This window comes from Streptomyces qinglanensis, from assembly GCF_900111245.1.
GTDB classification, from domain to species: domain Bacteria; phylum Actinomycetota; class Actinomycetes; order Streptomycetales; family Streptomycetaceae; genus Streptomyces; species Streptomyces qinglanensis.
On sequence record NZ_FOGO01000008.1, the window covers coordinates 104784 to 131718 of the forward strand.

The 26935-nt window shown below is 74.8% G+C and carries 26 protein-coding genes; 6 read left to right on the forward strand and 20 right to left on the reverse strand.

All coding sequences use genetic code 11. The features are described from left to right. Nucleotides 1-113: 113 nt before the first annotated feature. The 3 genes from BMX65_RS18210 to BMX65_RS18220 all read right to left on the reverse strand — a co-directional run bounded on the left by BMX65_RS18210 (nt 114) and on the right by BMX65_RS18220 (nt 4204). Nucleotides 114-1772 (reverse strand): BCCT family transporter, encoded by a 1659-nt coding sequence (locus BMX65_RS18210; RefSeq protein ID WP_075001390.1) that lies wholly within the window; start codon nt 1770-1772, stop codon nt 114-116. Between the two features lie 558 nt (nt 1773-2330). Beyond that, nucleotides 2331-2960: a helix-turn-helix transcriptional regulator gene (locus BMX65_RS18215; RefSeq protein WP_075001391.1), complete on the reverse strand. Its 630-nt coding sequence runs from the start codon at nt 2958-2960 to the stop codon at nt 2331-2333. Next, the gene (locus BMX65_RS18220; RefSeq protein ID WP_420856791.1) at nt 2957-4204 is read right to left on the reverse strand and encodes a threonine synthase; all 1248 of its coding nucleotides are present in this window, start codon (nt 4202-4204) and stop codon (nt 2957-2959) included. The genes BMX65_RS18215 and BMX65_RS18220 overlap by 4 nt, the downstream gene beginning before the upstream one ends. A gap of 126 nt (nt 4205-4330) precedes the next feature. Here BMX65_RS18220 and BMX65_RS18225 point away from each other — a divergent pair, with 126 nt between their 5' ends. From BMX65_RS18225 to BMX65_RS18235, 3 genes are all read left to right on the forward strand, one after another. Beyond that, nucleotides 4331-5038, forward strand: coding sequence for a formylglycine-generating enzyme family protein (locus tag BMX65_RS18225; protein WP_075001392.1), 708 nt, complete (start codon nt 4331-4333; stop codon nt 5036-5038). A 351-nt stretch (nt 5039-5389) separates the two neighbouring features. Beyond that, nucleotides 5390-6085, forward strand: a complete 696-nt coding sequence (locus tag BMX65_RS18230; RefSeq protein WP_079171980.1) for a D-glycero-alpha-D-manno-heptose-1,7-bisphosphate 7-phosphatase — start codon at nt 5390-5392, stop codon at nt 6083-6085. 186 nt (nt 6086-6271) lie between these two features. Next, entirely contained in the window at nt 6272-6835 is a 564-nt protein-coding gene (locus BMX65_RS18235) for a type 1 glutamine amidotransferase domain-containing protein (protein ID WP_075001393.1), read from the forward strand. Nucleotides 6836-6922: 87 nt separating this feature from the next. Here BMX65_RS18235 and BMX65_RS18240 read toward each other — a convergent pair whose 3' ends face one another. Together BMX65_RS18240 and BMX65_RS18245 are read right to left on the reverse strand one after the other, a co-directional pair. Then, nucleotides 6923-7513: a universal stress protein gene (locus BMX65_RS18240; RefSeq protein WP_075001394.1), complete on the reverse strand. Its 591-nt coding sequence runs from the start codon at nt 7511-7513 to the stop codon at nt 6923-6925. A 253-nt stretch (nt 7514-7766) separates the two neighbouring features. Next, complete coding sequence (locus BMX65_RS18245; protein ID WP_420856792.1) at nt 7767-8591, reverse strand: type III effector protein; 825 nt, start codon at nt 8589-8591, stop codon at nt 7767-7769. A gap of 997 nt (nt 8592-9588) precedes the next feature. Here BMX65_RS18245 and BMX65_RS18255 point away from each other — a divergent pair. Then, on the forward strand, nt 9589-10065 hold the full coding sequence (locus BMX65_RS18255; RefSeq protein WP_079171958.1) for a DUF2267 domain-containing protein: 477 nt from the start codon (nt 9589-9591) through the stop codon (nt 10063-10065). Between the two features lie 200 nt (nt 10066-10265). Here the strand turns inward: BMX65_RS18255 and BMX65_RS18260 are convergent, their stop codons facing one another. The 13 genes from BMX65_RS18260 to BMX65_RS18310 form a co-directional block, all read right to left on the reverse strand. Beyond that, nucleotides 10266-11189, reverse strand: a complete 924-nt coding sequence (locus BMX65_RS18260; RefSeq protein WP_075001396.1) for a lantibiotic dehydratase C-terminal domain-containing protein — start codon at nt 11187-11189, stop codon at nt 10266-10268. Beyond that, entirely contained in the window at nt 11186-13885 is a 2700-nt protein-coding gene (locus tag BMX65_RS18265; protein WP_143081864.1) for a hypothetical protein, read from the reverse strand. The genes BMX65_RS18260 and BMX65_RS18265 overlap by 4 nt, the downstream gene beginning before the upstream one ends. Continuing rightward, nucleotides 13882-14991, reverse strand: coding sequence for a PqqD family peptide modification chaperone (locus tag BMX65_RS18270; protein ID WP_075001398.1), 1110 nt, complete (start codon nt 14989-14991; stop codon nt 13882-13884). The genes BMX65_RS18265 and BMX65_RS18270 overlap by 4 nt, the downstream gene beginning before the upstream one ends. A 184-nt stretch (nt 14992-15175) precedes the next feature. Further along, entirely contained in the window at nt 15176-15352 is a 177-nt protein-coding gene (locus BMX65_RS32150; RefSeq protein WP_107437515.1) for a thiocillin family RiPP, read from the reverse strand. 73 nt (nt 15353-15425) lie between these two features. Next, nucleotides 15426-15608 (reverse strand): thiocillin family RiPP, encoded by a 183-nt coding sequence (locus BMX65_RS18275; protein WP_019358888.1) that lies wholly within the window; start codon nt 15606-15608, stop codon nt 15426-15428. A 60-nt stretch (nt 15609-15668) separates the two neighbouring features. Further along, nucleotides 15669-15848 carry a thiocillin family RiPP gene (locus BMX65_RS18280; RefSeq protein WP_075001399.1) on the reverse strand — a complete coding sequence of 60 codons (180 nt, stop codon included), beginning with the start codon at nt 15846-15848 and terminating at the stop codon, nt 15669-15671. Between the two features lie 40 nt (nt 15849-15888). Beyond that, nucleotides 15889-16056, reverse strand: coding sequence for a thiocillin family RiPP (locus BMX65_RS32155; protein ID WP_019358890.1), 168 nt, complete (start codon nt 16054-16056; stop codon nt 15889-15891). 100 nt (nt 16057-16156) lie between these two features. After that, on the reverse strand, nt 16157-16921 hold the full coding sequence (locus tag BMX65_RS32970) for a nitroreductase family protein (protein ID WP_075001400.1): 765 nt from the start codon (nt 16919-16921) through the stop codon (nt 16157-16159). Further along, a complete protein-coding gene (locus BMX65_RS18290; RefSeq protein WP_075001401.1) occupies nt 16918-18630 on the reverse strand; it encodes a hypothetical protein in 1713 nt (570 codons plus the stop codon). Before BMX65_RS18290 ends, BMX65_RS32970 begins: the two co-directional genes overlap by 4 nt. A gap of 6 nt (nt 18631-18636) precedes the next feature. Then, nucleotides 18637-19326 carry a TOMM precursor leader peptide-binding protein gene (locus tag BMX65_RS18295; protein WP_075001402.1) on the reverse strand — a complete coding sequence of 230 codons (690 nt, stop codon included), beginning with the start codon at nt 19324-19326 and terminating at the stop codon, nt 18637-18639. Nucleotides 19327-19417: 91 nt separating this feature from the next. Beyond that, complete coding sequence (locus BMX65_RS18300) at nt 19418-20935, reverse strand: YcaO-like family protein (RefSeq protein ID WP_079171959.1); 1518 nt, start codon at nt 20933-20935, stop codon at nt 19418-19420. Next, complete coding sequence (locus BMX65_RS18305) at nt 20935-22026, reverse strand: ABC transporter permease (RefSeq protein WP_075001403.1); 1092 nt, start codon at nt 22024-22026, stop codon at nt 20935-20937. The genes BMX65_RS18300 and BMX65_RS18305 overlap by 1 nt, the downstream gene beginning before the upstream one ends. Further along, nucleotides 22023-22994 (reverse strand): ABC transporter ATP-binding protein, encoded by a 972-nt coding sequence (locus BMX65_RS18310; RefSeq protein WP_204357553.1) that lies wholly within the window; start codon nt 22992-22994, stop codon nt 22023-22025. Before BMX65_RS18310 ends, BMX65_RS18305 begins: the two co-directional genes overlap by 4 nt. Before the next feature lie 479 nt (nt 22995-23473). Between BMX65_RS18310 and BMX65_RS18315 the strand changes: the two genes are divergently transcribed. Beyond that, nucleotides 23474-23791 carry a helix-turn-helix domain-containing protein gene (locus tag BMX65_RS18315; protein ID WP_075001405.1) on the forward strand — a complete coding sequence of 106 codons (318 nt, stop codon included), beginning with the start codon at nt 23474-23476 and terminating at the stop codon, nt 23789-23791. A 339-nt stretch (nt 23792-24130) separates the two neighbouring features. On the opposite strand, the gene BMX65_RS18320 is transcribed toward BMX65_RS18315, so the two are convergent. Further along, nucleotides 24131-24469, reverse strand: a complete 339-nt coding sequence (locus BMX65_RS18320; protein ID WP_075001406.1) for a winged helix-turn-helix domain-containing protein — start codon at nt 24467-24469, stop codon at nt 24131-24133. Beyond that, nucleotides 24466-24894, reverse strand: a complete 429-nt coding sequence (locus tag BMX65_RS18325) for a hypothetical protein (protein ID WP_075001407.1) — start codon at nt 24892-24894, stop codon at nt 24466-24468. Before BMX65_RS18325 ends, BMX65_RS18320 begins: the two co-directional genes overlap by 4 nt. 206 nt (nt 24895-25100) lie before the next feature. Here BMX65_RS18325 and BMX65_RS18330 point away from each other — a divergent pair, with 206 nt between their 5' ends. Beyond that, the gene (locus tag BMX65_RS18330) at nt 25101-26810 is read left to right on the forward strand and encodes a chloride channel protein (RefSeq protein ID WP_075001408.1); all 1710 of its coding nucleotides are present in this window, start codon (nt 25101-25103) and stop codon (nt 26808-26810) included. The last annotated feature ends 125 nt before the right edge of the window (nt 26811-26935 follow it).

Below are 26935 nucleotides of genomic sequence, written 5' to 3' on the forward strand. Positions count from 1 at the left end.
ACCGCAGCGCCGCTCCCGCCGGCCGCCGTCGGCCGGTGGCGCTCCCGTCGGCACCGGCCGCGGCCCCGCCCCCGGTCCTTCAGGTGCGCTGCGCGGCGGCGCCGCGCGGGAGTTCAGCCGACCGGGTCCTTGGCAGGTCCCGCGGACTGCTCCGCGGCCGCGGCGGCCGCCGGTGCCCCCGCGGGCTCCGGGTCCGGGTCCGCGGCCCTCGGCTTCCCGGCGTAGGGGCTGCGGTCCAGTTCGGGGAAGTCCGCCTTCAGCGCCCGGAGCAGGCAGAACATGACCAGGAAGGCGATCACGAAGAACGGCAGCCCGATGACGGTGATGACCTGCTGGAGGGCGTCCAGCCCGCTCTTGCCGGTGGCCGCCAGCAGGGTGCCGCCGACCACGCCCTGCATGACGGCCCAGAAGACGCGCTGCCGGGTGGGGGTGCGCTTCTTCTCGTCGGCCCGCTCGCACAGCATGTCGACCACCATGGAGGCCGAGTCGGCGGAGGTGGTGAAGAAGATGACCACGATCAGCACCGACAGCGCCGAGACGAGGGTGGCCGCCGGGTAGTTTTCCAGGAACGTGAAGAGCGCGCCGGGCACGTCCCCGTCGTCCACGACCGCCTTGACCAGCCCGCCCGGGCCGTTCCTCTCGATGTCGAACGCGCCCATGCCGAAGATGCTGAACCAGATCACCGTGAAGGCGGTGGGCAGCCCCAGCACGCCCAGGACGAACTCCCGGATCGTGCGCCCCTTGGAGATGCGGGCGACGAAGATGCCGACGAACGGCGACCAGGTGATGGTCCAGGCCCAGTAGAAGACCGTCCAGCTCCCCTGCCAGCCGGTGTCGGCGAAGGTGTCGTTCCAGAACGACAGCGGCACCACCGAGCTGAGGTAGGTGCCGGTCGACTCGACGACGCCCTTGGCCATGAAGAGCGTCGGCCCCGCGACCAGGACGAAGACCAGCAGGCCGACGGCCATCAGGATGTTGACGTTGGACAGCATCTTGATGCCCTTGTCCAGGCCGCTGACCACGGAGGCCGTCGCGATCGCCGTCACGCCCGCGATCAGCAGGACCTGGACCAGCTTGTTCTCCGGGACGCCGAAGAGTTCGTTCAGACCGCTGTTGATCTGCAGGGTGCCCAGGCCGATGGAGACCGAGACCCCGAAGAGGGTGCCCACGACGGCCGTGACGTCGACGGTCTTGCCGATCGGGCCGCTGATCCGGTCGCCGAGCAGCGGGTGCAGGATCGAGCTCACCCGGAAGGGCAGGCCGCGCTGGTAGACGAAGTAGGCGAAGGCCAGCGCCGGGAGGCAGAAGATGGCCCAGGTGTGCAGGCCGAAGTGGTAGAGGGCGAACGCCATGGCCCGTTCGGCCGCCCGGTCCGTCTCCGGCTTGACGCCCTGTTCGGGCGGGTCGGCGTAGTGGCTGATCGGTTCGGCGACCCCCCAGAACATCAGGATGGTGCCGATTCCTGCCGCGAAGAGCATCGCGAACCAGGCGCCGTTGCTGTACTCGGGGCGCGTGTGCTGCCCGCCCAGTCGCACGTGCCCGTAGCGGCTGAGCGCGATCCAGATCAGGAAGAGCACGAACGTGGTGACGCCGAGGATGTAGAACCATCCCAGGTTCGTGAGGATCCAGTCCGAGGCCGCGGTGAAGACGCTGTCGACCTGGTCGGTCAGCGTGATGGTGGTGGCGACGAACAGGACCGTCAGGGCAGCCGAGGTGAAGAAGATGACCGCGTCGGTCCGCAGACCCAGCCTGCGTTGCAGCTTGTCCAGCATGGAGTTGTCCCAACAGACGGGGAGGGAGTGCACTGAAGCGCGCCGGGCCGGGCTGCTGCGAGAAGATGTGCGTTCGCCAATGATCGCCCCGGCCGCGTTGAGCGTTGATGGTGGCACTCCCGATCAAGCACCGCATCCCCTGGACTCTTCTGTTGCAGATTCGTGATCATGTGAGTAACTGCCCTGTGAGGGAGCGGTGTTGACCCCCCCGGATGCGGTGGCGGGAACTCTGGTCACCGGCAGCCGGAGGCGCGGGGCCGAAGAGGTCGGAGCACTGCGGACGCGGCCGAGAGCGCACGGGATCGGGGCGAGCCGCACGCATACGCAAAGAGGCGGAGGGCGAGAACTGCGCACGGCCGGCCGCGCCGCCGGGCAGCGCCCCGCACCTGGCGGCCGGGCACCGCCCCCGCACGCGGGTGGCGAGGACGCCACCGACGGGGCCGCCGGAGCCGCCGGAGCCGCCGGTGTGTTCGGCGGGCAGTGCGGGGTGGAGCGGGTCGCCTCATCCGATCCGAGGACGACGACCGGTGCGGTGCGGTCGCTGCGTGCGGCGCGGCGTCAGCGGCGCAGGTCGTTGTAGACCGTGGCCCTGGAGACCCCGAGGAGGCCCGTCAGGGCCGCCACCGCGCCCTTGAGTTCGAGGTAGCCCTGCTCCTGCACGGCCTTCACGAGGGCGACGCGGTCGGACGTGGCCAGGGCACGCGGGGTGGTGCCGCGGGCGGCGGCGAAGGACTCCGCGGCACCGCGCAGTTCGTCCAGGGTGCGCGCACGCAGCGTCTCGGCGACAGGCGGCTGGTGCTCCTCCGTGCGCAGCAACTGCTCCAGGCCCCGGGTGAGGGTGGAGAGCAGCGAGACGTCCAGGTTGAGGCAGACGGCGGCCACGTAGACACCCTCGCTGTTCCGGATGCCGACCGAGGTGCTCTTGGCGGGGCGGCCGTCGGGGAACCGGTTGGGGTAGTTCTGCAGGACCTCGGGGTGGTCGGGGTCCGCGATGCGGGCCAGGCCCAGTTCGGTGGCCGGGTCGCCGATCCGCCGGCCGGACAGGTTGTTCTCCACGGCGCGCACCGCGTGCTCGGGGTCGCGCAGGTCGTGCAGCACGGCTTCGCACAGGCCCGGGAACATCCGCCCGACGGCGGTGACGATCTTCTCCGCCTCGCGCAGCAGCAGTTCGTCCTCTGCGGCGCTCACGGTGTCCCCTCGATGATCTGCGCCGTCGCCGTCGGCGCCTTGAGGGCCGAACCGGTCAGGACGACGACCGTGGTGCCGCCCGGCGGCAGTTCGCCGCGCGCCGCGAAGTGGTCGACGGCGGCCGCGGCGGTGGCGCTGGTGGGCTCCGCGTAGAGCCCGGTGGCCGCGAGGCGGCGCAGCGCCGAGGCGATGTCCTCCTCCGGGACGGCGACCGTGGTCCCGCCCGAGCGGCGGATGGCGGCCAGCACCTCGGGGAGCCGTACGGGCTCCTTGATGGCCGTCCCTTCGGCCAGCGTCGGCCGCCACGGCCCGGACGCGCGAGCGGCGGGGGCACCCTGCTCGGCGGGGGCCCCGGAAGCGGACCGGGAGCCGAAGCCGGACCCGGAGCCGGACCCCGAGCCGGACCCGGCGTGGAACGCTGCGTGCACCGGTGCGCAGTTGGCGGGCTGGGCCACCAGCAGCCGGGGCAGGGCGGCGATCCGGCCGGCGGCGAGGAGTTCGGTGAAGCCCAGATCGCAGCCCAGCACGATGCTGCCCGCGCCGGCGACGGTGACCACCGCGTCCGGGGCGCGGAAGCCGAGGTCCTCCCAGATCTCGTAGGCCAGCGTCTTGGTGCCCTCCAGGAAGTACGGATGCCAGTTGTGGCTCGCGTAGACGGTCCGCTCGGCACGGCGCAGTGCCGCCGCGGCCGTCGCGTCCCGGTCGCCGTCCACCGGGGTCACCCGTGCCCCGTAGGCGGTGGTCTGCAGCGTCTTGGCGGGCGAGGTGTGCGCGGGGACGAGGACGGTGGCGCCGACACCGGCGGCGGCGCAGTACGCGGCGACGGACGAGCCGCCGTTGCCGGAGCTGTCCTCCAGAACCTCGTCGACTCCCTGGGCGGCCAGCGCCGAGATCATCACGCTGCTGCCGCGGTCCTTGAAGCTGCCGCTCGGGTTGAACCACTCCAGCTTGAAGCCGACCTCGACCCCGCTCCAGGTGCGGGCCAGCAGCGGAGTGCACCCTTCGCCGAGGCTGACGGGAGGCAGCGGGGGCAGCGCGGCACGGTAGCGCCACAGCGACCGGTCGGCGGTCACGATGTCGGCCGGTTCCGGCGCGTGCGCCGGTGAGACCAGCAGCGGCGTGCCGTCGTCGCCCCGCCAGCGCAGCGGGTCCAGCGGATAGTGGCGGCCGGAGCGCGGATCGCACAGCCGACGCGCCGGGTCTGCCGGGGCTGGCTGGGGGGCGTCCTGGGAGGAGGTGGACACGAGAGGTCACTCCCTTGCCGGAGGTTCCGAGAGGGGACGGGACGTCCACTGCTGGACAGTCCTTCTAAATTTAGACGTTCCATCCAGGCGGCGCCAGACCCGGCCGACCGGTAGGCTCACCTGATCATGGAGGCGGAGGCGCAGGTGGAGCTGGTCGCGATACCTCCGGGGAGAATCGCCGTGTCCGACCGGCGGACGCGGCGGAGCTGGTCGGTCGACCTCGCGCCGTACCGACTGGCCGCGCACCCGGTCACCCAGGAGCTGTACGCACGGATCACCGGCGAACAGCCCAGCACGGCCCGCGGGGACCGGTTGCCCGTCGAGGGCGTCTCCTGGTGGGACGCCGTACGGTTCTGCAACGCCCTCTCGCGGCACGAGGGCCGCACGCCCGCCTACCGGCTGCGGGGCGCCCCGGACGGCACCGCCGGGGACTGCGCGGGCGACGGCGGCTCAGGCGTCGTGTGGGACCGCGACGCCGACGGGTACCGGCTGCCGACCGAGGCCGAATGGGAGCACGCCTGCCGTGCCGGGACATCCGGACCGCGCTACGGGCCGCTGGACGAGATCGCCTGGTACCGCGGCACCTCGCAGGAGCGCCTCCACGAGGTGGGAGGCAGGCTTCCCAACGCGTGGGGCCTGTACGACATGCTCGGCAACGTCTGGGACTGGTGCTGGGACCTGTACGACCCCGAGGTGTACGGCGACTACCGGGTGCTGCGGGGCGGCGGCTGGTTCGACGAGCACTGGAGCTGTCGGGCCTCGGTGCGGCGCCGCAGCCATCCGACCTTCCGGGTGGACGACGTGGGCTTCCGGGTCGCCCGGGGCTCCGCCTGAAGAGACGGTGACGGGGTGGCGGGGCCGTCGGCGGTTGCGGCACCCGGCGGGCACCCGCAGGCTGAGGACAGCGGCGCCCCTCGTTCTCCCTTCTCCCCCTCTTCCTTTCTTCCCTTCTTCCCTTCTTCCTTCCATCAGCCTGATCGCCCCTGACTCCTTCTCCGCATTCCACCGCCCGCGATGCCCGCGCGACAGCGCAGCATCCGTGACCGTAGGAGTGTCCATGAACGCGCCCCCTGCGGCGGCACCCCGCTTGCGGCATCCCGCCCTCCCGGACGCGCCGGGCCGCCCGAGCCCGCGGAGGCGCCCGGCACCGCGCGCGTGCGGGACCCCGGGCCGGTGCGGCCCCGCATGAGCGGCCCGGCATCCGCGCGGAGGGCGGCACCCGCGGGGGGCGGCGGCGCCCGTCCGGCGGCGGTCGTCCTGCGCACGGTGACCGCGTCCTGGTACCAGGACGGACCCGAGGGGCCGCTGGTGCGGCTCCCCCACACGGGTTCGGCCCGCTGCCGGGCCGTTCCGGGGTGCGGGCAGCCCCGGGCCGTGCTCTTCGGCCGGGACGGCACCCTCGTCGAGGAGGTGCCGCACAACACCGATCCCGGCCGGATCCGCCCGCTGCCCTCGGCGCGCGAGGCACTGGAGGCACTGCGCACCGCGGGGGTGCACGCGGGGGTGGTGAGCAATCAGCCGGGCATCGGCTGCGGGGCCCTGCGGCTGGAGCAGCTCGACGCACTGCACGCGCGGATGGAGGCGCTGCTGGGGCCGGTCGCGGTGACCGCCGTGTGCCCGCACCGGCCGCAGGACGACTGCGCGTGCCGGAAACCGGAACCCGGTCTGGTGTTCGCCGCGTGCCGGGTGCTGGGCGTGCGCCCGTCGGAGACCGCGGTGGTCGGAGGGCGTACCGCCGATCTGGGTGCCGCGCATCGGGCCGGTGCCACCGGGGTACTCGTCCGGTCCGGGCGCCTCGGCCGGTCCGGGGCGCCGCCCCGCACGGCGGCGCATCTGGGGGCCGCGGTCCGGGCCCTGGTCGGCACCCCGGCGGGACACTGAGGTCCGGCGTCGGACACCTGGCTCGGCGCCCGGTACGGCGGGCGCCGGGCGACCACAGACATCTGACCGTTTTGAGAGCTTTTGTGAGCGTGAGAGGCTTGCAACGGAAGGCGTGTCGGGGCCGACGCGGCCGGTTCGCCGCACACCGGCAGCGGGAGTGCCCGGGACTTCGAAGGGAGCCGCATCATGACTGCCGAACTGCACGGCACACGGGTGGCCCTGCTCGCCACCGACGGCGTGGAGCGGATCGAACTGGAGCAGCCGCGCGGCGCACTGCACGGGGCCGGGGCGCGGACCGAGGTGATCGCGCTGCACACCGGGGAGATCAACGCCCGCCAGATGGACATCGACCCGGCGGGCACCTTCACGGTGGACCGGACGGTTGCCGACGCGTCCGCCGACGACTACGACGCGCTGCTGCTGCCCGGCGGCGCGATGAACCCCGACCAGCTCCGCACCGATCCCGACGCGGTCGGCTTCGCCCGGGAGTTCATGCGCGCCGGCAAGCCCGTCGCGGCCATCTGCCACGGCCCGCTGACGCTGGTGGAGGCGGAGGTGGTGCGCGGCCGGCGGCTGACCTCCTGGCCCAGTATCCGCACGGATCTGCGCAATGCGGGTGCCGAGGTGGTCGAGGAGGAGGTCGTGATCGACGGGAACCTCGTCACCACCCGCGGCCCCGACGACCTGCCGGCCTTCTGCGCCGCCCTCGTCGCACAGGTGGCCAGGGCCAGAACTCCCCAGTTCGCCTGACCGTCCGCACGGGCCGGCCACCGTCCGGGCAGCGGGAGACCATCCGGGCGCGCGGACCCACCGCCCCCGGGACTCGCGAGCGCGGCGTCAGACCGCCGCCCGACCGGATCCCCCGGGCAGGAAGTGGACTGCTCTGGCGTGCCGCAGCCGGGTGCGGAGGAGGACCGGAAAGCGCGGCGCCGGAACCGTGAGCACGGGGCAGCGTGCGCGGGTGAGGACGCGGCGGGCCGTACCCCCGCGGCCGAACAGCCCCCAGCGGGCGCCGCGCACCCCGATGACCAGGCGGTCGTCGGGACGGTCGGCCGTCGCGCACAGAGCACGCCAGGACCGGTCGCGCACCAGCCGCCGCTCGACATCGGCCACCCCCGGAGGGTCGCCGCCGAACGCCTCGTCGAAGGCGCGGTCCAGTCGGGCACGGGCCTCCCGGCGCCAGTTCTCGGCCCAGATCCGGGCCGGCCGCAGCATGTACCCGGCCTCACCCTCCGGAGGCTCCCAGGCCAGCACCGCCAGCAGCGGGCGGCCGGTTCCGGCCGCCTCCCGCGCGGCGGCGCGCAGCGCGGCCAGACTCGCGAGCGAGCCGCTCACACCGACGACCAGCCGGCCCGGTCCCACCGCGCCGCCGCCGCTCGTCCCGGCCGTCGCTCCCCTCCGCCCGGCGGCGCCGTATCCGCCACTCATCACTCACCCCTCCTGCGTGTCGTCCCGTCCGTTCTCTTCGCCGTCGCAGCACGTCCAACAGTCGCTGCACAGAGGATTGTGGCGCCGATTGGACTGACCCGACAGGGCCAATACGGTGAAACTGGCTTGCAGGTGGTGAAGCAGTGGACTGTGGTGCCGGAAGGGATCTCTGCGCCCCGGACCGTCCGGGCGTCCGGAGTGGCCGCCGGGCCGAGGGGCCGAGGGGCCGACCGGCCGACCGGCCGACGTGTCGTCAGGCCGGGTGGTCGGACGCCTCCTCCAGGAACCGGTCCGGGCGCGCACCACCCCGGCCGGGCGCCTGCGCGTCGGCCCCGCCGCCCCCGGGCCCGGCCGCGGGGTCGTCCGCGGGGTCGTCCGCGGGGTCGTCCGCCCGCCGCGCGTCGGCGTCCCGGCGGAGCCGCCCGGCGTTGCGGGCGAGCGTCTCGACGCTCTCCGCGAGTTCGGGGTGCCGTCCGGCCAGGTGCGGCCGGGTGTCCAGCAGCGGGCCGACCAGCCGCGCCGCGTCACTGTCGGCGAGCGCCCCGGCGAGCAGGGCACGGGACGCGGCGGGGAGGTCGGGCAGCGCGGTGATCCGGCCGGCGAGCTGGCGCAGGTCGAAGGCACGGTCCCGGGCCCAGGAGGCCACCGTGCGGTCGGCCGCGCGGCGTTCGCGGGTGGCACGCACCCGCTGCTCGCCGGTGGCGCCCGGGACTCCGGGACGGCCCCGCAGATAGCGGCGCTCGGCCGCCTGCCTGCTGGCGACGCCGAGCGGCGCGGCCAGCGCCGCCCAACTCGCCCCTGCCGTACGGGCGGTCTCGATCAGCGCGGTCTCCCATCCGGCGAGCTGGTCGCGCACCCGCCGGAGCGTGAGCAGCGCGGCCAGCGCCTGCTCGCAGTCGGCCTGCGGGAAGCCGGTGCCCGGATCGGGCGGCGCCCGGTGGCCGGAGGCGGCCGTCTGCGCGGTGCGCACCGCGTCCTGGATCCGGGTCAGCGCTGCCGCGGCGGCGAGGAAGGAGACGGGGGCGGGGGCGGGACCGCTCTCGGCAGTCGGCACCGGCTGCTCTTCAGGTGTGGGCACGGGGATCCTCCCCCTCGCACATCGCCCACAGGGCGACCCTCACGTGTCGGCCGTGCGGCGGCGCCGCCGCACGTCGTCGAGCGGGCGACGTGCCCGCACCTCGCCCGAAAGGCGACGCGGCCGTCCGTCGTCCACAGGACGACGCGGTCCCCCGTCGTCCCCAGGACGACGCAATCCCCCGTCGTCCCCAGGACGACGCAATCCCCAGTCGTCCCCAGGACGACGCAGTCCTCCGTCGTCCCCAGGACGACGCAATCCCCCGTCGTCCACAGGACGACAACCGCGCTTGTCATCATTCTGACGACATGATACAAGGAAGACGAGGTGCAGCACATAGGCGGAACGCGGAGAAGACACGGAGCAACTGCCCAGGCTCATCGGAGGTGTTCGTAACAGTGATGCGCACCGATCCCTTCCGCGAGCCCGACCGCCGCACGCAGCAGTCCCCGGGTGCGGGCGGCACCCGGCCCCGGCCGTCCGCGAGCCCGTCGGACGCCCGCCGGAACGGCGTCGGCCACCTTCCCGCGCTCCACTCTCCTGGGAACGCCCCGGACGCGTCCGCCGTCGAAGCCGGACGCAGCACACCCGTCAGCCCTGCGGAGCCCCGCCCCGCGGCCGCCACCCTGTGCGCGCAGCGCAGCGGGCGGCCACCGGACGCGTTCTTCCTCCGCTTCGGGCCGACCGCCACCCGACGCGACCGCGCCGCGCAGGCAGCGGACGCACCGGGCCTCCGGCCGCTCGCACGTGCCGGGGCCGTTCACAGCACCGCCGGCGACGGAGCCGGACGCACGCCGATCAGCAACCGAGTCCACTGAGTCCTCGCAGCAGCGCGGCGCCGAGCGCGGCAGCCGGCCGCGGACCGGGAAGCGCCCGTTCCCGGTCCGCGGGCCGGTCCGCCCGTCCGGCGCACGAGAGGTCCGTCGAGCCGCTCCCGGAAACGGGACCGGGACCGGGCCGGGGGATGCGCGCTGCCTCAACCACAATCGGAGACCGAGACGTGTCACTGACGCAGATCAAGCCCCAGGCCGCTGCCGCCGCGGAGGCCCTGACGTACCACCGACTGGTGGAGCGGGTGCGCTACGACGGCGCCTACCCCACCCGCGAACGCGCCGACGCCGTGATCCACGCCGTCCTCACCTCCCTCGGACGGCGCCTGCCCGAGGAGGAGCGCACCGCGCTCGCCGCCGTGCTCCCGGAGGAGGCCGCGCGCTTCCTGACCTCCTCGGCCCGCGAGCCGGAGCAGTTCACCGGCTGGGAGTTCGTCGCCGACCTCGCCTCCCGCACCGGCGGCACCCCTGCCACAGCGCGCTGGGACACCGGCACGGTGCTCGAACTGGTGGCCAAGCTCGCCGGTGAGGACCTGGTCGCCCGGATCCTGGACCAGCTCCCCGCCGGGTACGCGCTGCTCTTCGGCCGTGCCGAACTCACCCGCCCCGCCCCCGCGCAGCCCGCTCCCGCACCGCGCGCCGCCTGACCGCGGGCCGCCGGACCCGGAGCGGAGGCGCCGCAGGCCCGCAAGGGGGCGGACAGCGTCGCATCTGACGGCGGGTCGGATCAGATCCGGGGCGGGCGCCGCAGCGCGCTCGCCCCGGCGCGCGCTCCCGGCGCCGGCGCCCCCTGTGCGCACCGGCGCTGCTGTGAGCACCGGCACCGCTGTCAGCATCGGCGCCGCTGTCAGCGCCCGGCCGTCAGCACGCGGGCGGCCAGCACCAGTGCCGCCTCCTCGGCGGGCGGGAAGCCCAGCCGGTTGTAGGTCATATGGACGTGGTGCAGCAGCAGTTCGGCACGGGGTACGGGGACGCGGGCCGCCGCACAGCGGTCCAGCGCGGCGGACACCAGCTCCGCGTGAGCCGCGCAGCGGCTGCGGACGGCCTCGCCGGGCCGGGGCGCGTCCCCCACCCGCGAGGCCAGGGCGCGCAGCCGCTCCCGGGTCTCGTCGGCCGGGAGCACCAGCCGCAGCCGGGCCAGCCACCGGCGCCGGTGCGCGGTCCAGAACGCGTCCCGTTCCCCCGGCGCCAGACAGCCGGCCACCAGCATGCCGGTGAGGTCGACGGCGGCAGCGGCCCGCTCGAAGGCGGCGGGCAGCGCCACCAGGTCCGTCTCGGCGAGCAGCGCGCAGCAGTCGGTGAAGACCTCCTCGGCCGCCGCGATACCCGCCGTTCCGCCGTACTTGGCGCGTTCGGGCGCATAGGGGGCGGGACTCACCCCGACGGGCTGGTGCCGGGGGGCCATGGTGGGTTCGGCGGGCAGCAGTCCGCCGCCGTCCGCGGGCCGCACCTCGGGCAGCGCTGTCAGCAGCGCCCGCATCTCGGGGGTGCGGCTGTGCAGCGTGTCGGCCTGCTCGGGCGTGCAGCGGATACGCAGCCGCAGGTGGTGGCCGGTCGCGTCCCAGTAGCGCAGGAAGTGCCAGTCGGGTGCCTGCAGTTCGGCGGCGCGGGCCGCCAGCCAGGGCAGCACCGCACGGACGCCGGCATCCATCCGTGCGGGCCCACCGGGGTAGGCCCGCAGATACCACCAGTCCCAGGGCCCACCGGCATCGTGCGCGGCTCCGGCACCCTCGCGGGCCGCCTCGCGGGGGCGGGCAGCGGTGCTGGTCATCCCTCCTCCTCACCGGTGTCGGCCCAGTGCAGCAGCGCCGCGTGCTCGGCTGCGCGCCGGTCGCCGTCCGCGTCGCGCAGCGGATGCCCGTCGTGTGCGGGCAGCGCCTCGACCAGCCGCAGATGGCCGGTGCCCGGGGTGATCCAGTGGGCCAGGACCTCCAGCGAGACGGCCGAGTCCAGCCGGATCCACAGCGGCTTGCGGTCGTGGTCGGGGCCGAACCCGCCGCCGTTCGCGGGCAGCAGGTAGGCGAACATCTCGCGGGGCATCCCGTGCGCGCGGCGGAAGGCGTCCATCGCGGCGACGCCCTCCGCACCGCATCCCGCGTCCGGGGACGGCAGCGGGAGCCGGTCCACCGGGACGGTCCAGGAGGCCCGCCGCGTCACCACCGCGCCCGCACCGTCCAGCGTCTCCCTGCCCTGCGCGCGCACCTGCTCAGGGTCGCGGGGCAGTTGGAAGGGCATCCGGTGGTCGGACAGCGGCGATCCGTTGATCCACGGGTCGGACAGCACGGCCAGGAACCGGGCGAACTTGGGGAACAGATGGGTGGGCACCAGACCGGTGTAGGCGGCCGCCAGCGGCAGCCCGTCCGGTGCCAGCAGGGTGAGAGTGTCCTGCCGGGGGTCGTGCACCAGGCGGGTGGCGTCCAGCGGAAGCGCGTCGGCGGCGCCGAGTTCCCCGGGCAGGGTGAGCGGGGGCAGCAGACCGCACGACTGGGCCTGCGCGGTGCTGCACTCGGTCCACAGCACCAGTTCGCGGTGGTGCGCGGCATGCGGCCAGCAGCGGCGCACATGGCCGCGGAGCGCCTCGGCGAAGTCGCCGCCGAGCAGTTCCTTGAAGCGGGTGAGCAGACCGCCGGTGCCGGGGTTGAACTGGTTGACGACCAGTCGCGGGCCGCCGTCCGCGGCGGCGCCGGGGCCGCCGCGGAGCTGCTGGAAGAGCACGGCAGCGGTGGGCGGCGCACTGCTCGGGCCGACGGGGAGCCAGGCCCGTTCCCCCGGGTCCTCGCGCGCGGCGAGGTCGAGCTGCACGGCCTGCTCCAGTTCCGGGTCGCGGTCGCTCTCGGCGCCGCAGCGCATGGCGAAGCCGAGGACGTCGTCGCAGCTCCCGCCGCTGCCGTAGGCGGCGACGAAGCGGCGCACCAGTGTGTCGTAGAGGTGCGAGCGGAACAGCCGGGGGCGGATCGCGGCGCCCAACCGCCGCAGGTCCTCCGCCGTGCGCTCGTCCGCCACGACCGGCGGCAGCCGCAGTCCGGTGGCCGCGTCCTCGTACCAGACCTCCGCGGGCTCGAACCGGTCCCAGCCCGCCGTGCGGGCCCACTCCCGGCCCAGCTCGCGCACGCGCGCCACGGCTCCGGCGCGCCGCCGGGGGGCCTCGGCACCCGGCCGGACGGGCTCGGCCAGCCGCTCCCGTTCGGCGGCCAGGGCCCGCAACCGGCCCACGGCCGCGAACCCGTCCGCCGCGTCGGTCCCGTCCGCCGTGTCCCCGGCGACGAGCGCCTCGGCCGCGCCGGGCGGCTCCGCGTCGGGCAGGTGCCGGGTGAGCGCCAGCAGGGCATCCAGCGCGTCCTCGCCGCGCCGCCACGGGGGGACCGGCGCCAGGACGCCGCTGTCGAGCATCCGCAGGAAGCGCCGGAAGGGGTCCGGCCCACCGAGGGTGCGCAGCGCGTCGCCGTGCGCCAGCGTGCGCTCGGCGTGCCCCGGGGTGCCGTCACCGGGAACCGGCGTGCGGTCACCCTCGGCCGATGTGCCTGCGCCACGGCCCGAAGCACCTCCGCCACCGGCCCACATGTCCGCGGCCGGTGTGCAGGCGGCCGCCAGCGCCCGGGCCCAGTCCGCCGCCGGGCCCGCCTCGACCACCTGGTCCAGCCGCCAGGTGACCCCGCCGGTGGCGACGTACTCGGGGTGGAGCATCAGCAGCGCGGGATCGTCGGACGCCTCCGCCGCGGGTGCGGCCGGGCGGACGGGGGCCGGGCGGTAGCGCAGCAGGTGCGCGGTGCGGGGCGAGCGGGCCAGCGCGTACAGGGCGGTGAAGGCGACCGTCGCGGACACCTGCTGCACGGCGCGGCCGTCGTGGGCGCCGCCGGGGACGCCGACCGTCGTCAGCCGGGCGAAGGGGCTGGTCTTGGCGGCGGCGCGGACGGTGTACGAGTACAGGGTCCGCAGCGCGCGCTGCCGCTTGCGGCTGCCGCGCGCTCTGCCGTAGCGCACCCAGTCGGGGGTGGCCAGCGCCAGGGAGTGCGCGAACGCCGGGTCCTCCAGGGCGGCTGCCAGGGTGTCCTCGGCCGCGGCGCGGTCGCGGGCGACCTCCTTGTCCAGCTCCTCGGCCACTGCCTGCGCGGCGGCGGTCAACTCCTGCCAGCGGCCCAGCGCATCGCACGCCTCCTCGTCCGCGTACCCGGCGATCCGTGCCGCCGTCGGCTCGTCCCAGCCCGGCGGGGCGCAGCGGTGCGCGGCGCGGCGTGCGGCCAGTACGGCGCGCCGCAGGTCGCGGGCGCCGTCGAGGAGGGGGACGAGGGTGTAGAGGACGTCTTCGACCCGGGGCCGCAGTTCCTCCAGCGCGCCGCTCAGTCCGGCGTGCCGGTCCAGGAGTTCGGCGGTGCGCTCGGACGGCAGCGGGCAGTACGCGGCGGGCAGTCCGGCGACGCGGGTGAGTTCGGGGCGGCCCAGCTCCGGCCGGGTCCCGGGCGCGGTCACCGGCCCCACATCCCCTGGACGCTGCCGTAGGAGAACACCGTGCCCAGCACCGCGACGTACGCCAGCACCAGTACGTACAGCGTGCACAGCGCGCCGTAGGCCAGGTGCAGCCGGCGGGCCGCGGGCGTCATGGCGGCCAGGTGGGAGGGCAGCGGGCGGCGCAGCAGGGTGTGTTTGAGCAGTCCGAAGGCGCGGCCGCGGGCGTCGACGGTGCCCATGCCGGCCTCCAGTGCGGCGTAGCCGTCGCTGGGCAGCAGGGGGTTGAGGTTGGTGATGAGGCTGAAGATCTGGAACACCAGCATGGTGGCCGCCACGGACGCCGCCGTGCCGTCGGCCGTGACGGCCACCAGCGCGGTGAGCCCGGCGGCCCAGCCGTCGTTGACGGGGCCGGCCAGGGCGAGCACGGCTCTGCTGGCGCGGGAGCGCAGCCGGTAGGCGTCGGTGCGGTCCACGTAGGCGAGCGGCATGAAGTAGAAGAGCAGCGCGAAGCCGAAGCCTCGGACGGGCACTTTCAGGATCTGCGCGACCATCGCGTGCGCGCACTCGTGGAGCACGATCTGGCAGAGGAAGAGCACCAGCGCGAGGAGCGTCGTCCAGTGCGCCGGGCGCGGGTCGGGGGACGGTCCGGCGAACAGCGCCCAGCAGGCGAGTACGGTGCCCAGCACCCCGCCGGCCAGGTGCACGCCCGCCGTCACGCGCCCGGGTACGCGGCGCAGCGGTACCGCGAGCGGCTCCAGCAGCCGGGGCAGCAGCGTGCGGCTGACCACGAAGCGCGGCATCATCTGGTTGCGCTTGCCGCGCCGCCCGGTGTCGCGGGCCCGCTGCGGGGTGGGGGCGCCGTCCAGCAGGCCGCTGTCGTAGAGGTTCCGGACGAAGCGGTCCAGTTCGGTGCGGGCCGCCTCGGGGGTCTTGGTGCCGTGGGCCGCCATCATGGTGGCGATGTCCTCCAGCGAGCGCGAGCCGTCGAGGCGCTGGACGAGGCCGGCGGCCGAGCGGCTGAGCCGGTGGTAGATGCCGGAGGACGCGTCGTAGAGCAGCGGGTGGTCATCCATCCCGCGGATGACTTCCAGGCCCTCGCGGAGCTTGGGTCGGGTGAGGGTCTCCATGCACAACTCCCTGGTGGCGGTTCGGCGCGCGGGCCGCGTCGTAGCCTGAGCGTGCTCGCGGGTCGCGTCCGCGAGCACCCGGTTCCGGGGCGCTTCGCCCGCTCCGGAACCGGGGTCTCACCTCACGGCGCGGTCCGGTGTTCGCGTGTCACCAGGCCGCTGGGCAAGCGGTGGACACCGCCGCTCAGTTGCCGTTGGAGGAGAAGCAGCCCGCCGTGCCCAGGCAGGCGGCGGGGCAGCTGCCGCAGCCCGCGGTGGCGGCGCAGCCGAAGGTGGTGAAGGGGCTGTCCGACTCGGGCAGCGCCTCCATTTCGAGGTCCTCGGCCCACAGTTCGAGTTCGACGCTGGTGGTGTTGTCCATGGGTGTCACCTCCTTTCGTGCGGTTCGGTGGCGTACGGGTGGCCGGTGGTGCCCGGTGTGTCGTCCGTGCCGGTCAGCCGAAGCTGGAGGCGGACGACGAGGACGAGGCGGTGCTCCACGGGCAGGAGGCGGATCCCGCCGTGGTGGCGCTGCCCCAGGTGCTCAGCGCGGTGCCCTCGCTCAGCTCCTCGACCGCCAGGTCGTCGTCGAACGACTCGACGAACAGGTCGAGGTCGTCGCCGGTGTGCTGCTGCATCTCTCATCTCCCTTCTGCTGCGTCGCTGGTGCTGCGGAGAGCGCGTGCGTGCTGCGGGTGTCAGCCGATGCAGGACGCGCTGCCGACGGTGGCCGCCGACGAGCCGGGGCAGGACGCCGTGGAGGCAGAACCGGCGCAGGCGAAGCAGCCGCCCGGCGCGTTGCCGTCCGGCAGCTCCTCGACCGCGAGCTCCTGATCCTCGATGTACAGGTCCAGCTCCAGGTGGTCCATGGACTCCATGGGTGACCTCCTCCGTGTGTGCTGCGGGTTGCGGTGCCGGTCAGCCGTAGCTGGAGACGCTGGAGGCGCTCGACGCGCTGGTGGCCGGGCAGGAGGCGGTACTGGCGCTGGTCGCCGTGGAGAAGCTGGCCAGGGCGTTGCCCTCGGGCAGCTCTTCGAGGGCCAGCTCGTCCTCGGCCACGGCATACAGGTCGATGACGTCTTCCATGCTGTTCACTTCCTTTCGTCACTCGGGTCCGGATCGGTGGGGCATCCGGCCTGCGCGTGCCGGGGGGCTGTTGCCGGCCCCGGGGCGCGCTGCCGGACGTTCAGGGGACGGCCGGTCCGCTTCCGACGGGCGGCGCGGTGCCGTCGCCGGGCGGGGCCGCGGGCGGGTGGCCGAGCGCGAGCGCGAACACCTGCTGCCTGCTGGTGCCGTCGGAGCGCAGCGGGGCGCGGACGGAGGCGGGGATGAACCCGGCGAACGCCGAACCGGTCAGTCCGTGCGCGACCCCGGCCAGCCACATGGTGTGGACGGCGGCGCCGGCCCGGGTGAGCAGCGTCCGGTAGCCGTGGCCGCCGTCCCGCTCCTCGGCCGTGTGCAGGTCGACGGCGACCGAGACGATCGCCGGGGCTTCGCCGAACTCGGCCTGCAGGGTGAGGGTGTGGCGCTGCTCGGGCGGCGGCAGCTCCAGCACCGGGCGGGCGGTGCGGGTGAGCGCGTCGAGGCGGTGCACTGCGGGCCGCAGCCCGGCCACCCGGAAGGCGACGAGGGTGATCTCCAGCGGGGTGTGCGGCTGTTCGTCCGGCCACTCCTCGACGTCGGCCGCCACGCCTTCGGCGACGACGTCGGTGAGCAGCGGCGCGGGCAGTGCTTCCGGGGACCAGAGGCGGTTGGCGCGGCGGCTGCGCAGGGTGTCCAGCAGATCGGGCCGGGCGGCGGGGTCCCGGTCCGCGAGTGCGGGCACGGCCGTGGACGGTCCGAGCGGCTCGGGCGGGGCGGCGCGCCGGGCGGCCGGAGGGTCGTGCGGGCGCGGGGGCGCGGACGCGAAGGAGTCCACGAGCTGGAGTGCGAGGTCGTCCGGGGCGATCACAGCGGCCTCCCGAGGTCGGTGACGGCGGTGACGGGCTCGACGCGCGGGTCGACGCCGAGTGCCGCGGTGACCGCCCGCTCGTCCCAGCGGCGCACGGGGGTGCGCGGCAGGCCCAGGGTGCGGCACACGCGGCGCAGGGTGGTCTGGGCGCAGCCCGCGTCGAGCAGCGTCACCCGCAGTGCGAAGGAGTGGTACTTCTTGGCGACCTTGCCGAGGTTGCCGGTCAGCACCAGGGTGGCGGGGCCGGCTCCCGGCACGCCGTCGAGTGCGTCGGTGCCGGGCGCGAGGAGCGCGAGGCGGTGGTCTCCGGGGACGTAGCCGTAGAGGCCGGGCTCCAGCCCGGGCGCGTCGCGGACGGCCAGGTGGGCGAGGACGGAGCCGATGTTGCCGCCGCTGGGTGTCCAGCGGCGCAGGAAGTCCGGGTCGCCGACGCGGATGCCCGCGACGGTGGCCAGGACGAGGGAGAGGGTGTCCCGGTCGACGGCGGCCTCCGGGCCGGTCTCCTGCCCGTAGGGCTGTCCGGCCAGGCGTGCGGTGTCCGGCGCCGGCAGTTCCGCACGGGGGCAGACGGGCCAGGTCTTCTCCTGGCGCTGGAGGGCCAGGTTGGAGGGCTTGTAGTGCTGCTGGTGGCCCTTGAGGTCCATGTACTCGTGCGGCGGGAACCCGATGAACGCCTCGTACCGGGCGGCCAGCGGCGCGGGCTCGGGGCCTTCGGCTGCGCCGCCCTGCTCGACGGCGGGAACGGCGGAGCAGGTGGGGCAGCCGGGGCGGGTGGCGCCGCTGTGCCGCTGCTGTTTGAGGTCGTCCAGGGCGACGGTGCGCCACTGGTTGGGGTAGGGCGAGGGGACGGCGCGGGAGAGGAACCCGAACAGGTCGTGCGCGGCCAGCGCGGCGGTGAGCGCCGCGGCCTCCTCGTCCGGCTCGGTGTCCGCCAAGGAGTCCGGGGCCTCGGACTCCTCCGCCAGCAGGCACTCCAGGCACGGCGTGTAGCGCGGGTGGACGAACGGCCCCAGCCGGGCCCGCCCGGCGGAGACGGCCACCCGTACCAGCGGGATGTCCCGGTCCCGGCAGGCGGCGGCGACGGCGGACAGTTCGCCGGGCTGCAGACCGGCGGTCACGACCAGTGTGGTGTCCGGCGGCGGCAGGGCACCCGCTCCGGTCACCCGCGTCACGTGCGCGGACGGCGCCAGCTCCGCCGCCAGCGCGGCGGCCGCCGGTCCGGTGCCGAACAGGGCCACCCGCGCCGCGGCGAGCCGCAGCGCGCCCTGCTCCCAGTAGCCGTTGGCGCCGGTGGAGTCGCCCATCCGGGAGAGGTAGTCGGCGAGTTCGGCGGGCAGCGCGGACCCGGCGTCCGGCCCGGCATCCGACAGGGCGCCGCCCCGGGGCGGCGGGGAGTCCTCGATGACTCCGCACATCCACAGCAGCGAGAGGGCCTTGAAGACGGCGCGCTGCGTCAGCTCCAGCTCCCCGGCGAGCGCGGTACGGTCCCGGCTCCCGTCCAGCAGCGGAAGCAGCCGGGGCAGCAGTGCGGTGGCGGCCTTGCCGCGGAACACCTGGGGCGCGGGCAGCCCTTCGACCGCCAGGCCCTCCTCGACCTGCTGCACGGCCACGCCGCGGCGCAGCCGGGGCAGTGCCGGTACCGAGAGCTGCGGGTCGCGCAGCGCGGCGGCGCCGGTCTGCTCGGCGGTGAGTACGTCCCCGTTCGGCATCGGTCCTCAGCCCCCCACCGGTGCGGCGCCGGTCAGCCGCTCGAAGGTCCGCCACGAGGTGTCCTCGCCGCCGCGCGGCGGGCGGCAGCGCGGGCACTGGTCCACGGCCACCACGTGGTGGCGGGCCGTCCTGCCGTCGGCGAGGTTGACGGAGCGCACCCGGGTGGCGGTGGTCTCGCTCTCCGGAGGCGCCGCGAAGAGGTCGCGCACGGCGGCGCGGGCCAGTGCGACGGCCATGCCGACGTGGTGCGGCGCGTAGCCGGTGACCCGCGCCCGGCCGGGGTGCGGCGCGTGGTCGTCGCCGGTGCCGCTGCCGTGCCGCTCGCGTACCCGGCGCGGTACGGGTGAGCGGTCGTGCTGGTCGCGGCGGCGCACGAAGCAGCGGTGGCAGGCACCGTGTCCGGGCCGCACGGCGGGTCCGCAGCGCAGTTCGGCGGGTTCCAGCTCGATCGGGAGCCAGGGCACGCCCCAGGCGTACGCGGAGGATTCGACCGCCTCGGCCAGGGTCGGTCTGGAGTGGTCGGTGATCAGCACGAGCAGATCGCTGACCGGCCAGAAGCTGGGGTGGCTGCCCTCGTCGACGCCCATGGTGACGGCGCCGGTGAGGACGTCGGCCAGCCGCTCGCCGACGGCGTGCCCGAAGGAGCCGGCCATGAGGAACAGCGGTCTGCGGGGGCCGGTCGTTCCGGTGTGCATCGCTTCTCCTGCCCGGGTGGTGTGAGGGTGGCGGTGGACGGGTGGCGGGGACGGGGGGGCGGGGGTGGCGGAGACGGGTGGGGCGGCGGTGTCAGGCGAACGGCTGCGGAAGCCGGGTGATCTCGTCCTCGTCCAGCACCGGATGGCCCATCGCGCGGGGCGCCTCGTACAGCCGCGGGTGGCCCAGGTAGCGGGCCCGGTGCACGAAGGAGAGCGGCATGAGCTGGGGTACGGCGACCCGGACCACGGTGGCGCCGACCTGCCGGGCCTCGTCGGTGGTCAGGTCCACGGCGATCACGTCGCAGCCGCGTGCGTGCAGCCGTTCCAGCAGCCAGTCCAGGACGCTGCGCGGGTCGGTGGCGGCGGGGCGGGGCAGGGCGGTCAGCGGCCGCTCCTCCCGCTCCCCCTCCAGCAGGAACGCGAAGCGGTCCCGGGCCGAGCGGGGTCCGGCCTGTGCCGCGCCGCCGACGACGTCGACCAGTTGCTCCGCCTCGTCGCCCGGCCTGTCCGCGCGTGCCTGGTCGGTGATGTGGTGCCGCAACGCGATCCGCAGCGACGCGGCCTCGCGGTGCAGCTTGGCGACGGCGTCGCCGGGGTCGGGGTCGCAGGTGGCGGCGACGACCTGGGCCAGTTGGGGGTCGTCGTCGGCGAGTTGCACGCCGTAGACCACCGGGATGCCCAGGTCGGTGGTGGCGTCGAAGAACCGGGTGCGCACATGCGGGTTGGCGGCGCGCCGCACGAACGCGCGCTGCCGGGGCGAGAGCGCTTCGGTCTCCACCGTCAGCCGGGGCAGCCGCAGCCGCTGCAGCCAGGTCAGCGCGATGGAGTCGCGTTCGACGACTTCGAGGAGTCCGTTGACGACGGCGGCCGTCGGGTCGGTGTGCACGGCGCAGCCGGTGGAGACGGGGTGGCTGACGCGCTCCCCGCGTGACTCGGGCGGGTTCTTCAGCCACACGTGCACGGCGGGCACCCAGACCGGCTGCCGCCGGGTGAAGGACCAACCGCGTACCCAGCGCATGGGCGCCTCCGGGTCGGGGCCGACCAGTCCGTGTCCGCCGGCGGCGAGTTCGGCTGCCGACAGTGTGGGCCAGGCGTCCAGCGGGACGGCCTCCTCGCCGAGTTCGGCGGCCGTCGCCCAGCGGCAGCGGCCGGTGTCCCGGGCGCAGGAGGAGTAGCGCTCCAGGGACTCGGCGACCGCCAGCAGTGCGGCCCGGTCGGCGGACAGATCGCCGCCCGCCCCGTCGAAGTTGCCGTGCTCGGCGCCCAGGTCCCAGTCCTCGTGGCCGGTCAGCACGTGGCCGGGATCGCCCAGGGAGGCGGTGAAGATGGGGAACTCCGGGTCGCCGGGGCTGCCGGGGAGGCGCACGGCGCCGCTGACGAGGCCGTAGGGCGAGACGAGGTCGCCCATCCGGCGCAGCGAGGCGGGCGGCGGCGCGGTGGCGGCGTCCGCCTCAGGGGTCTCCCGCCCGGGGGCCTCCTGTCCGGGAGTCTCCTGTCCGGGGGTCCCCGGGACGGCGGTGTTCTGGGCGGCGGTCTCCGGGACGGCGGCGCCGGTGGCGGGGGCCGCGTCGTCGGGGCGGGGCAGCGTGGTCGTCGCGTCGGCGTTCATCAGTTCTTCTTCTCCGTGTCCCAGCGGAAGGCGCGGACGGCCGCGGCGGTCAGCAGCGCGGCGGTGGCGGCGATCAGCAGCCAGTCGAGCCACTGCGCGTGCCGGGTGACACCGCCGGTGACGTCGTGCCGGAGCGCGTCGCCCAGCAGCGCCACCGGGTTCCAGGACAGGCCCTCGGCCAGCCCCTCGGGCATCAGCTCCAGCGGGAAGAGCACGCCGGAGCCCATCAGCAGCAGCGGGGTGAGCAGTCCGGAGAGCGCGTTGGTCAGCTCGGGCGAGCGCAGGGTGCCGCCCAGCAGGAAGCCCACCGACATCAGCAGCCACATGCCGAGCGCGGTGGTCAGCAGCATGCTCAGCGCGGACAGCGGCGTCAGCAGCCCCAGCACGGTCGCGACGGCCCCGGCGACGGCGAGCAGTGCCAGCCCGAGCGCGCCGCGCGCGGGCAGCAGCGAGGTGAGGATGGCCTGCGGTCTGGCCGGTGTGGTGCGCAGCAGCCGGAGGGTGCCGTTGGCCCGGAGCGAGACCAGCGTGCCCGCGGTGGCGCTCAGGGCGAGCGACATCAGCGCGAAGACGAGGACGCCGGGGAGCACGAACGGCATCGGTTCGAACGGCGGACTGCCGTCGGTGCCCACGGCCTCCAGGGTGCGCCCGTCCCAGCCGGTGTCGGGCAGCGCGTCGCGCAGTGCGGAGACCACCGAGGGGCTCTCGGGATCGGTCACCACGCGCAGCGCCTCGCCGTCGGCGGACGGGGCGACCACGGCGTCGGTGTCCTCGGGGGCGGCGCGCGGCCCGTCGACCGCGGTGACCTGCGAACCGTCGCCGAGCGCCGCGCTGAGCCGGGCCGCCTGGGTGCCGCTGCCCACCACCGCGATCCTGTAGGGGCCGCCGGCCCAGGTGAGCTGCATGACGGCGACGAACAGCCCGGCGAGCAGGACCGGGAAGACGACGCTGAAGAACAGCGCCATCGGGTCGCGGACCAGCTCCTTGGTCATGCCCTTGGCCAGCGCCGCGAACTCCCCGCGCGGGGCGGCGCCCGGACCCCCGTCCTGCGCCGGGCCGGTGGCCGTCCGGCTCGTCCCGAGTGTGCTCACCGCGTGCTTCCCCCTCCCGCGCGGGCGCCGCCGGCCGCGGCGGGTGCGTCGTCGGCCGCTGCCGCTCCAGTGCCGGTCGCGGCCGGTGCGGTACCCGTCCCGGCCGGTGCGGTGCCGGTCGCGGCCAGGAACGCGTCCTCCAGCGTCGGGCGGTGGAGGCGTACGTCCGCTTCGGGCGACCGTTCCTCGCACCAGGCCACAGCCCGCTCGGGCCGTTCGGTCGCGACGGTGAAGCGCGGTGCGCCGCCGCCGTCCCCCGGCTCGGCCCGCACCGCGTCGGTGCCGAACTCCGCGCGGGCGGCCCGCAGCAGGCCCTCCTGGGAGGAGCGGACGGTGACGGTGCTGCCGCGGGTGAGGCTGCGCACGATCTGTGCCGGGGTCCCGGAGGTGCGCAGCCGCCCCTCGTGCAGGATGGCCAGCCGGTCGCACCTCTCCTCGGCCTCCGCCATGGCATGGGTGCTCAGCAGGAAGGTGGTGCCGCCCGCGCGGGCCCGGTTGATGACGGCCCAGGCGTCCCGGGAGGCGTGCGGGTCGAGCCCGGTGGTGGGTTCGTCGAGGACCACCAGGGGGGTGTTGCCCACCAGCGCCGTGGCCAGCAGCAGCCGCTGCTGCTGGCCCCCGGAGAGCCGGGCGGCCCTGGTGCGGGCCTTGTCGGTGAGGCCCAGTTCGTCGATCAGCGCGGGCACCGGGCGCGGGTCGGGGTAGAGCGACGCCCACATCCGGAGCGTCTCCTCCACCTGGAGGCGGGGAAAGAGGCTGGTCTTCTGCGGCTGGAGGGAGAGCGCGCCGCCCAGCCAGGCGCCGCCGCGCCGCCCGGGCTCCAGTTGCCGGCCGAGCACCCGGACGTGTCCGGCGGCGGGCTGCAGCAACCCGGCGACCGCTGCGATCGTGCTGGTCTTGCCCGCCCCGTTGCGACCGAGAAGACCGAAGATCTCGCCGCGTCCGACGGTGAAGCCGACATTGTTCACGGCCGTGAAATCGCCGTACCGGACCGTGAGTTCTCCGACCTCGAGGACATGCGGGTCGCCGGGCTCGGCCGCCCCGGTATCCGGACTTTCACTGCGTTCTTGAATGCTGAACATTTCGACGCTGCACCCCCACGTCCGCGCAATACGTCGACACGTTCTGCGCTGTGCGTCAGGTCGGCCTGGTCGGCCGTGATCGCGAGCAATGCTGGTCGCCCGCCGGAACATGCGGCAAGAGGCGTTCGGAGAGACCGAATGCCGGAACCGGGTTACGGATGTGCGGACTTGAGGCGACCGGCGCACGAGCTACCTGTCAGTCTCCTTGTGCCGCAAGGGACTTACGGGAATAGTGAGCCGTCCGACCAGGCGGATACCGCGGGACGACCTTCCCTGCTCGGGCACCGGCCAGGACCGGGCCCAGATGTCCGCAACGCACCGAGTTTGCATGATTTGCCATACGGGGAGACTCAGTGAACGATCGGATGCTTCGCGCCTTCGTCACCTGCGCACGGACGGGCAGCGTGACCAGAACGGCCAGCGCATTGGGCTACTCGGCCGCCAGCATCAGCGAACAGATCCGCCAGCTCGAAGTCCACACCAGGCAGCCGCTGTTCCGGCGCACACCCGGAGGCATGAGCCTGACGGAGGCGGGTAGGCGCATGGTTCCGGTGGCCCACGACATTCTCTCGCGGATGGATCTGCTCTGCCGCTGCGAGGAATTGCCCGGACACGGGAGGCGGCACCGCGGCCACCATTCCGCACCGCTGCGGGAAGTGCACGCCGTGCACCGCACCGCCTGATTCAGCGGGCATTCACGACCGCGTTCGCGAAGGAAAATCCACAAGTTCCTGCCGCAGCACGCGCGAAGGCGGGGAGCGATGGGCGAAGCATCGCTCCCCGCCTTCGCAGGTGCGGGTTCCGCTCGGCGCAGCCCCTTCCCGTCCCCTTCCCCGCCGTTCCCCGCCGTTCCCCGCCGTTCCCCGCCGTTCCCCGCCGTTCCCCGCCGTTCCCCGCCGTTCCCCGCCGTTCCCTCGACGCTTTCCCCACGGCGCCTTTCCCGCGGCGCATTTCCCCGGCGGTTTCGCCGTCCGGCCGCGCACTCCGCGTCGCCACGGACCCGGCACCCCGGACGGGAGGGGCTACCGCTCGCCGGGGTCCTGAGGCGGGTCCACCTCCGGACCCCGGGCGATGGCCTGGAGGCCCTCGCAGTGCTCCTGGAAGACCTGCCTGCCCTTCGGAGTGGCCTTGAGCCAGGTGCGCGGGCGCTTTCCGAGATACCCCTTCTCGACCTCGACCAGGCCCGCCTCCTCGAGCGCCGCCGACTGCTTGGAGAGCGCCGAGTCGCTGACCTCCACCACGTCCCGGACGAAGCGGAACTCCAGCCGTTCGGCCGCGGCCAGCGCGGCCAGCACGGAGAACCGGACCGGGGACTGCAGCAGCGGCTCCAGCCGGTGGCGCGGGTGCCGTGCGGTGCTCACCGCGCGCCCGCCCGGCGGGCCAGCAGCGCCGCGCCCAGCGTCCACGCCCCGAGCACGGCCAGTGCGGCAGTCCACCACAGCAGCGGCACGCCCCCCGGCCAGACCGAGCCGATGACGACGGCTGCCACGTACAGCGCGCTCCAGCCCGCGCTGAAGACGAGGTGGAAGCGACGGAAGCGGCGGGTGACGACGGGCCGGGTGCCCGCGTACCCCATGGCCGCCATGCCGAGGACGGCCCCGACCGCGTTGAGCGTGACGGCGGCCGCGGGAGCCGTCCGGGCCGCCGCGGCGGCGCCGAGCAGCAACACGGTGAACCCGAGGAAGCCCAGCAGATAGCGCGCGTACCAGTCGGCGTGGGCCCGCTGTCCGGCCCCCTGCACCGCGTCCCGCCGGGCGAGTGCCGCCCGTGCCTGCGCTGCCTCCATGACCTGCCTCCCGTGGTGTCGGCCGTTCACGTTCTTTCAGGCTAGGCATCTATTTTCCACTTTGGCAAGTCCTCTGCTCACTGTCCGTGCACTTGACAAGCTTTGCATAATGCAAAAGTAAGAAGGGAGCAGTGATGGTCGGCATAAGGGCTGGTGGCAGCAGAGGTACGACGAGCGCATGGGTGCGCTCCGCACCATGGGGGCTGATGCTGCTGGCCGTCCTCACCGGAGCAGGCGCGGGCCTCGGCTCGATCGTGTTCCGCTGGTGCATCGAGCAGTTCACCCGGCTCTTCTCCGGACACGAGGACTACGCCGCCGACCCCGGCTCGGCACACCCCCACCTGTCCTGGCTGGGGCCGTTCTTCGTGGTGCTGGCGCCGGTGGTGGGCGGACTGCTGTACGGCCCGCTCGTCCAGCGCTTCGCCAAGGAGGCGCGCGGGCACGGGGTGCCGGAGGTGATGCTCGCGGTGGCGCAGCGCGGCGGGCGGATCAGCCCGAAGGTCGCGGTCGTCAAGACGCTCGCCTCCGCGCTGACCATCGGCTCCGGCGGTTCGGTGGGCCGCGAGGGCCCGATCGTGCAGGTCGGCTCCGCACTCGGGGCCACCATGGGCCGGCTGGTGCGGGCCGACGAGGGGCGGCTGCGGCTGCTGGTGGCCTGCGGTGCGGCGGGCGGTATCGCGGCGACGTTCAACGCCCCGCTGGCGGGCGTGTTCTTCGCCATGGAACTGATCCTGATGACCTTCAGCGCCGAGGCGTTCGGCGCCGCGGTGCTCTCCAGCGTCACGGCGAGCGTGATCGGCCGGGCCGCGTTCGGCGACGTGGCCTTCCTGGAACTCCCGGCCTTCCACGTCGACCACCTGGGCCAGTACGGCCTCTTCGCGGTGCTGGGAGTGGTGGCGGGCGCCGTGGGGGTGGGCTTCTCGCGCATTCTGTACGCGATCGAGGACGCCTGCGACTGGCTGTGGCGCGGACCCGAATGGCTGCGGCCCGCCGCCGGTGGGCTGGTGCTGGGACTGCTGCTGCTCGCGCTGCCCCAGATGTACGGAGTGGGCTACCCGGTGCTGGAGAACGCCACCGAAGGCGAGTACGCGGTGGGCTTCCTGCTCCTGCTGCTCGTCGGCAAGATCCTGGCGACCAGCGTGACCATCGGCATCGGCGGCTCCGGCGGCGTGTTCGCACCGAGCCTGTTCATGGGCGCGATGCTGGGCGCCGCCTACGGTGCGGTGCTGCACCAGCTCCTGCCGAACAGCGCGGGCGCGGTCGGCGCCTACGCACTGGTGGGGATGGGCGCGGTCTTCGCCGGGGCGTCCCGGGCGCCGATCACCGCCGTGGTCATCCTCTTCGAGCTGACCGGCGAGTACTCGATCATCCTGTCCATGATGCTGGCGATCGCGCTGGCCACCGCCACCGGGCGGCTGCTGTCCCGGGACACCGTCTACACGCTCAAACTGCGGCGCCGCGGCATCGACCTGGAGGGCCCGGCACAGGGCGCACCGCTGGGCGGCCAGCCGGTCGGCTCCGTGATGGAGGCGCTGCCCGAACCGCTCTGCGCCAGCACGCCGCTGACCGAGGCCGCCGACGTGCTGAGCCTCTCCGGGCACGGGGCGCTCCCGGTGCTGGACACCGCGGGCCGGTACGCGGGGGTGGTCACCACCCGGGCCGTGGCCGAGGCGCTGTCCGAGCAGCCGGACGGCGCCCCCGCCACGGCGGGCGACCTGGTCCACCGGCCGCCGGTCGTCGAGCCGGACGAGCCGCTGGCCACGGCGCTGCACTCGCTCGCGGACTCGGTGGGCAGCGGGATGCCGGTGCTGGACCCCGAGCGGGGCGTCCCGGTCGGCTGGCTCAGCCACCGCAGCGCCCTGCGCGCCCTCCACGCCCCGGCCGCCGCCCCGGCCCCGGAGTCGGTACCGGCCTGACGGCGGCCCCGGCCCCGGCCCCGGCCCCGGAAGCCCGCCGGGCCGGTCGGCCGCCGCCCCCGGTCGGCTGCCGGGCGGCGGCCCCGGGTCAGGGCCGGTCCCAGGTCCGGGGTGCGGGCTGTGCG

What these genes read in the sequence shown, in the direction of transcription:
- BMX65_RS18280 (WP_075001399.1), bottom strand. Translation starts at nt 15,848, where the DNA reads ATGGAGTCCATGGACCACCTGGAGCTGGACCTGTACATCGAGGATCAG.
- BMX65_RS18230 (WP_079171980.1), top strand. Translation starts at nt 5,390, where the DNA reads ATGAGCGGCCCGGCATCCGCGCGGAGGGCGGCACCCGCGGGGGGCGGC.
- BMX65_RS32150 (WP_107437515.1), bottom strand. Translation starts at nt 15,352, where the DNA reads ATGGACAACACCACCAGCGTCGAACTCGAACTGTGGGCCGAGGACCTC.
- BMX65_RS18240 (WP_075001394.1), bottom strand. Translation starts at nt 7,513, where the DNA reads ATGAGTGGCGGATACGGCGCCGCCGGGCGGAGGGGAGCGACGGCCGGG.
- BMX65_RS18295 (WP_075001402.1), bottom strand. Translation starts at nt 19,326, where the DNA reads ATGCACACCGGAACGACCGGCCCCCGCAGACCGCTGTTCCTCATGGCC.
- BMX65_RS18275 (WP_019358888.1), bottom strand. Translation starts at nt 15,608, where the DNA reads ATGCAGCAGCACACCGGCGACGACCTCGACCTGTTCGTCGAGTCGTTC.
- BMX65_RS18260 (WP_075001396.1), bottom strand. Translation starts at nt 11,189, where the DNA reads ATGACCAGCACCGCTGCCCGCCCCCGCGAGGCGGCCCGCGAGGGTGCC.
- BMX65_RS18315 (WP_075001405.1), top strand. Translation starts at nt 23,474, where the DNA reads ATGCTTCGCGCCTTCGTCACCTGCGCACGGACGGGCAGCGTGACCAGA.
- BMX65_RS18270 (WP_075001398.1), bottom strand. Translation starts at nt 14,991, where the DNA reads ATGGAGACCCTCACCCGACCCAAGCTCCGCGAGGGCCTGGAAGTCATC.
- BMX65_RS18290 (WP_075001401.1), bottom strand. Translation starts at nt 18,630, where the DNA reads ATGCCGAACGGGGACGTACTCACCGCCGAGCAGACCGGCGCCGCCGCG.
- BMX65_RS18300 (WP_079171959.1), bottom strand. Translation starts at nt 20,935, where the DNA reads ATGAACGCCGACGCGACGACCACGCTGCCCCGCCCCGACGACGCGGCC.
- BMX65_RS18325 (WP_075001407.1), bottom strand. Translation starts at nt 24,894, where the DNA reads ATGGAGGCAGCGCAGGCACGGGCGGCACTCGCCCGGCGGGACGCGGTG.
- BMX65_RS18330 (WP_075001408.1), top strand. Translation starts at nt 25,101, where the DNA reads ATGCTGCTGGCCGTCCTCACCGGAGCAGGCGCGGGCCTCGGCTCGATC.
- BMX65_RS18235 (WP_075001393.1), top strand. Translation starts at nt 6,272, where the DNA reads ATGACTGCCGAACTGCACGGCACACGGGTGGCCCTGCTCGCCACCGAC.
- BMX65_RS32155 (WP_019358890.1), bottom strand. Translation starts at nt 16,056, where the DNA reads ATGGAAGACGTCATCGACCTGTATGCCGTGGCCGAGGACGAGCTGGCC.
- BMX65_RS18210 (WP_075001390.1), bottom strand. Translation starts at nt 1,772, where the DNA reads ATGCTGGACAAGCTGCAACGCAGGCTGGGTCTGCGGACCGACGCGGTC.
- BMX65_RS18225 (WP_075001392.1), top strand. Translation starts at nt 4,331, where the DNA reads ATGGAGGCGGAGGCGCAGGTGGAGCTGGTCGCGATACCTCCGGGGAGA.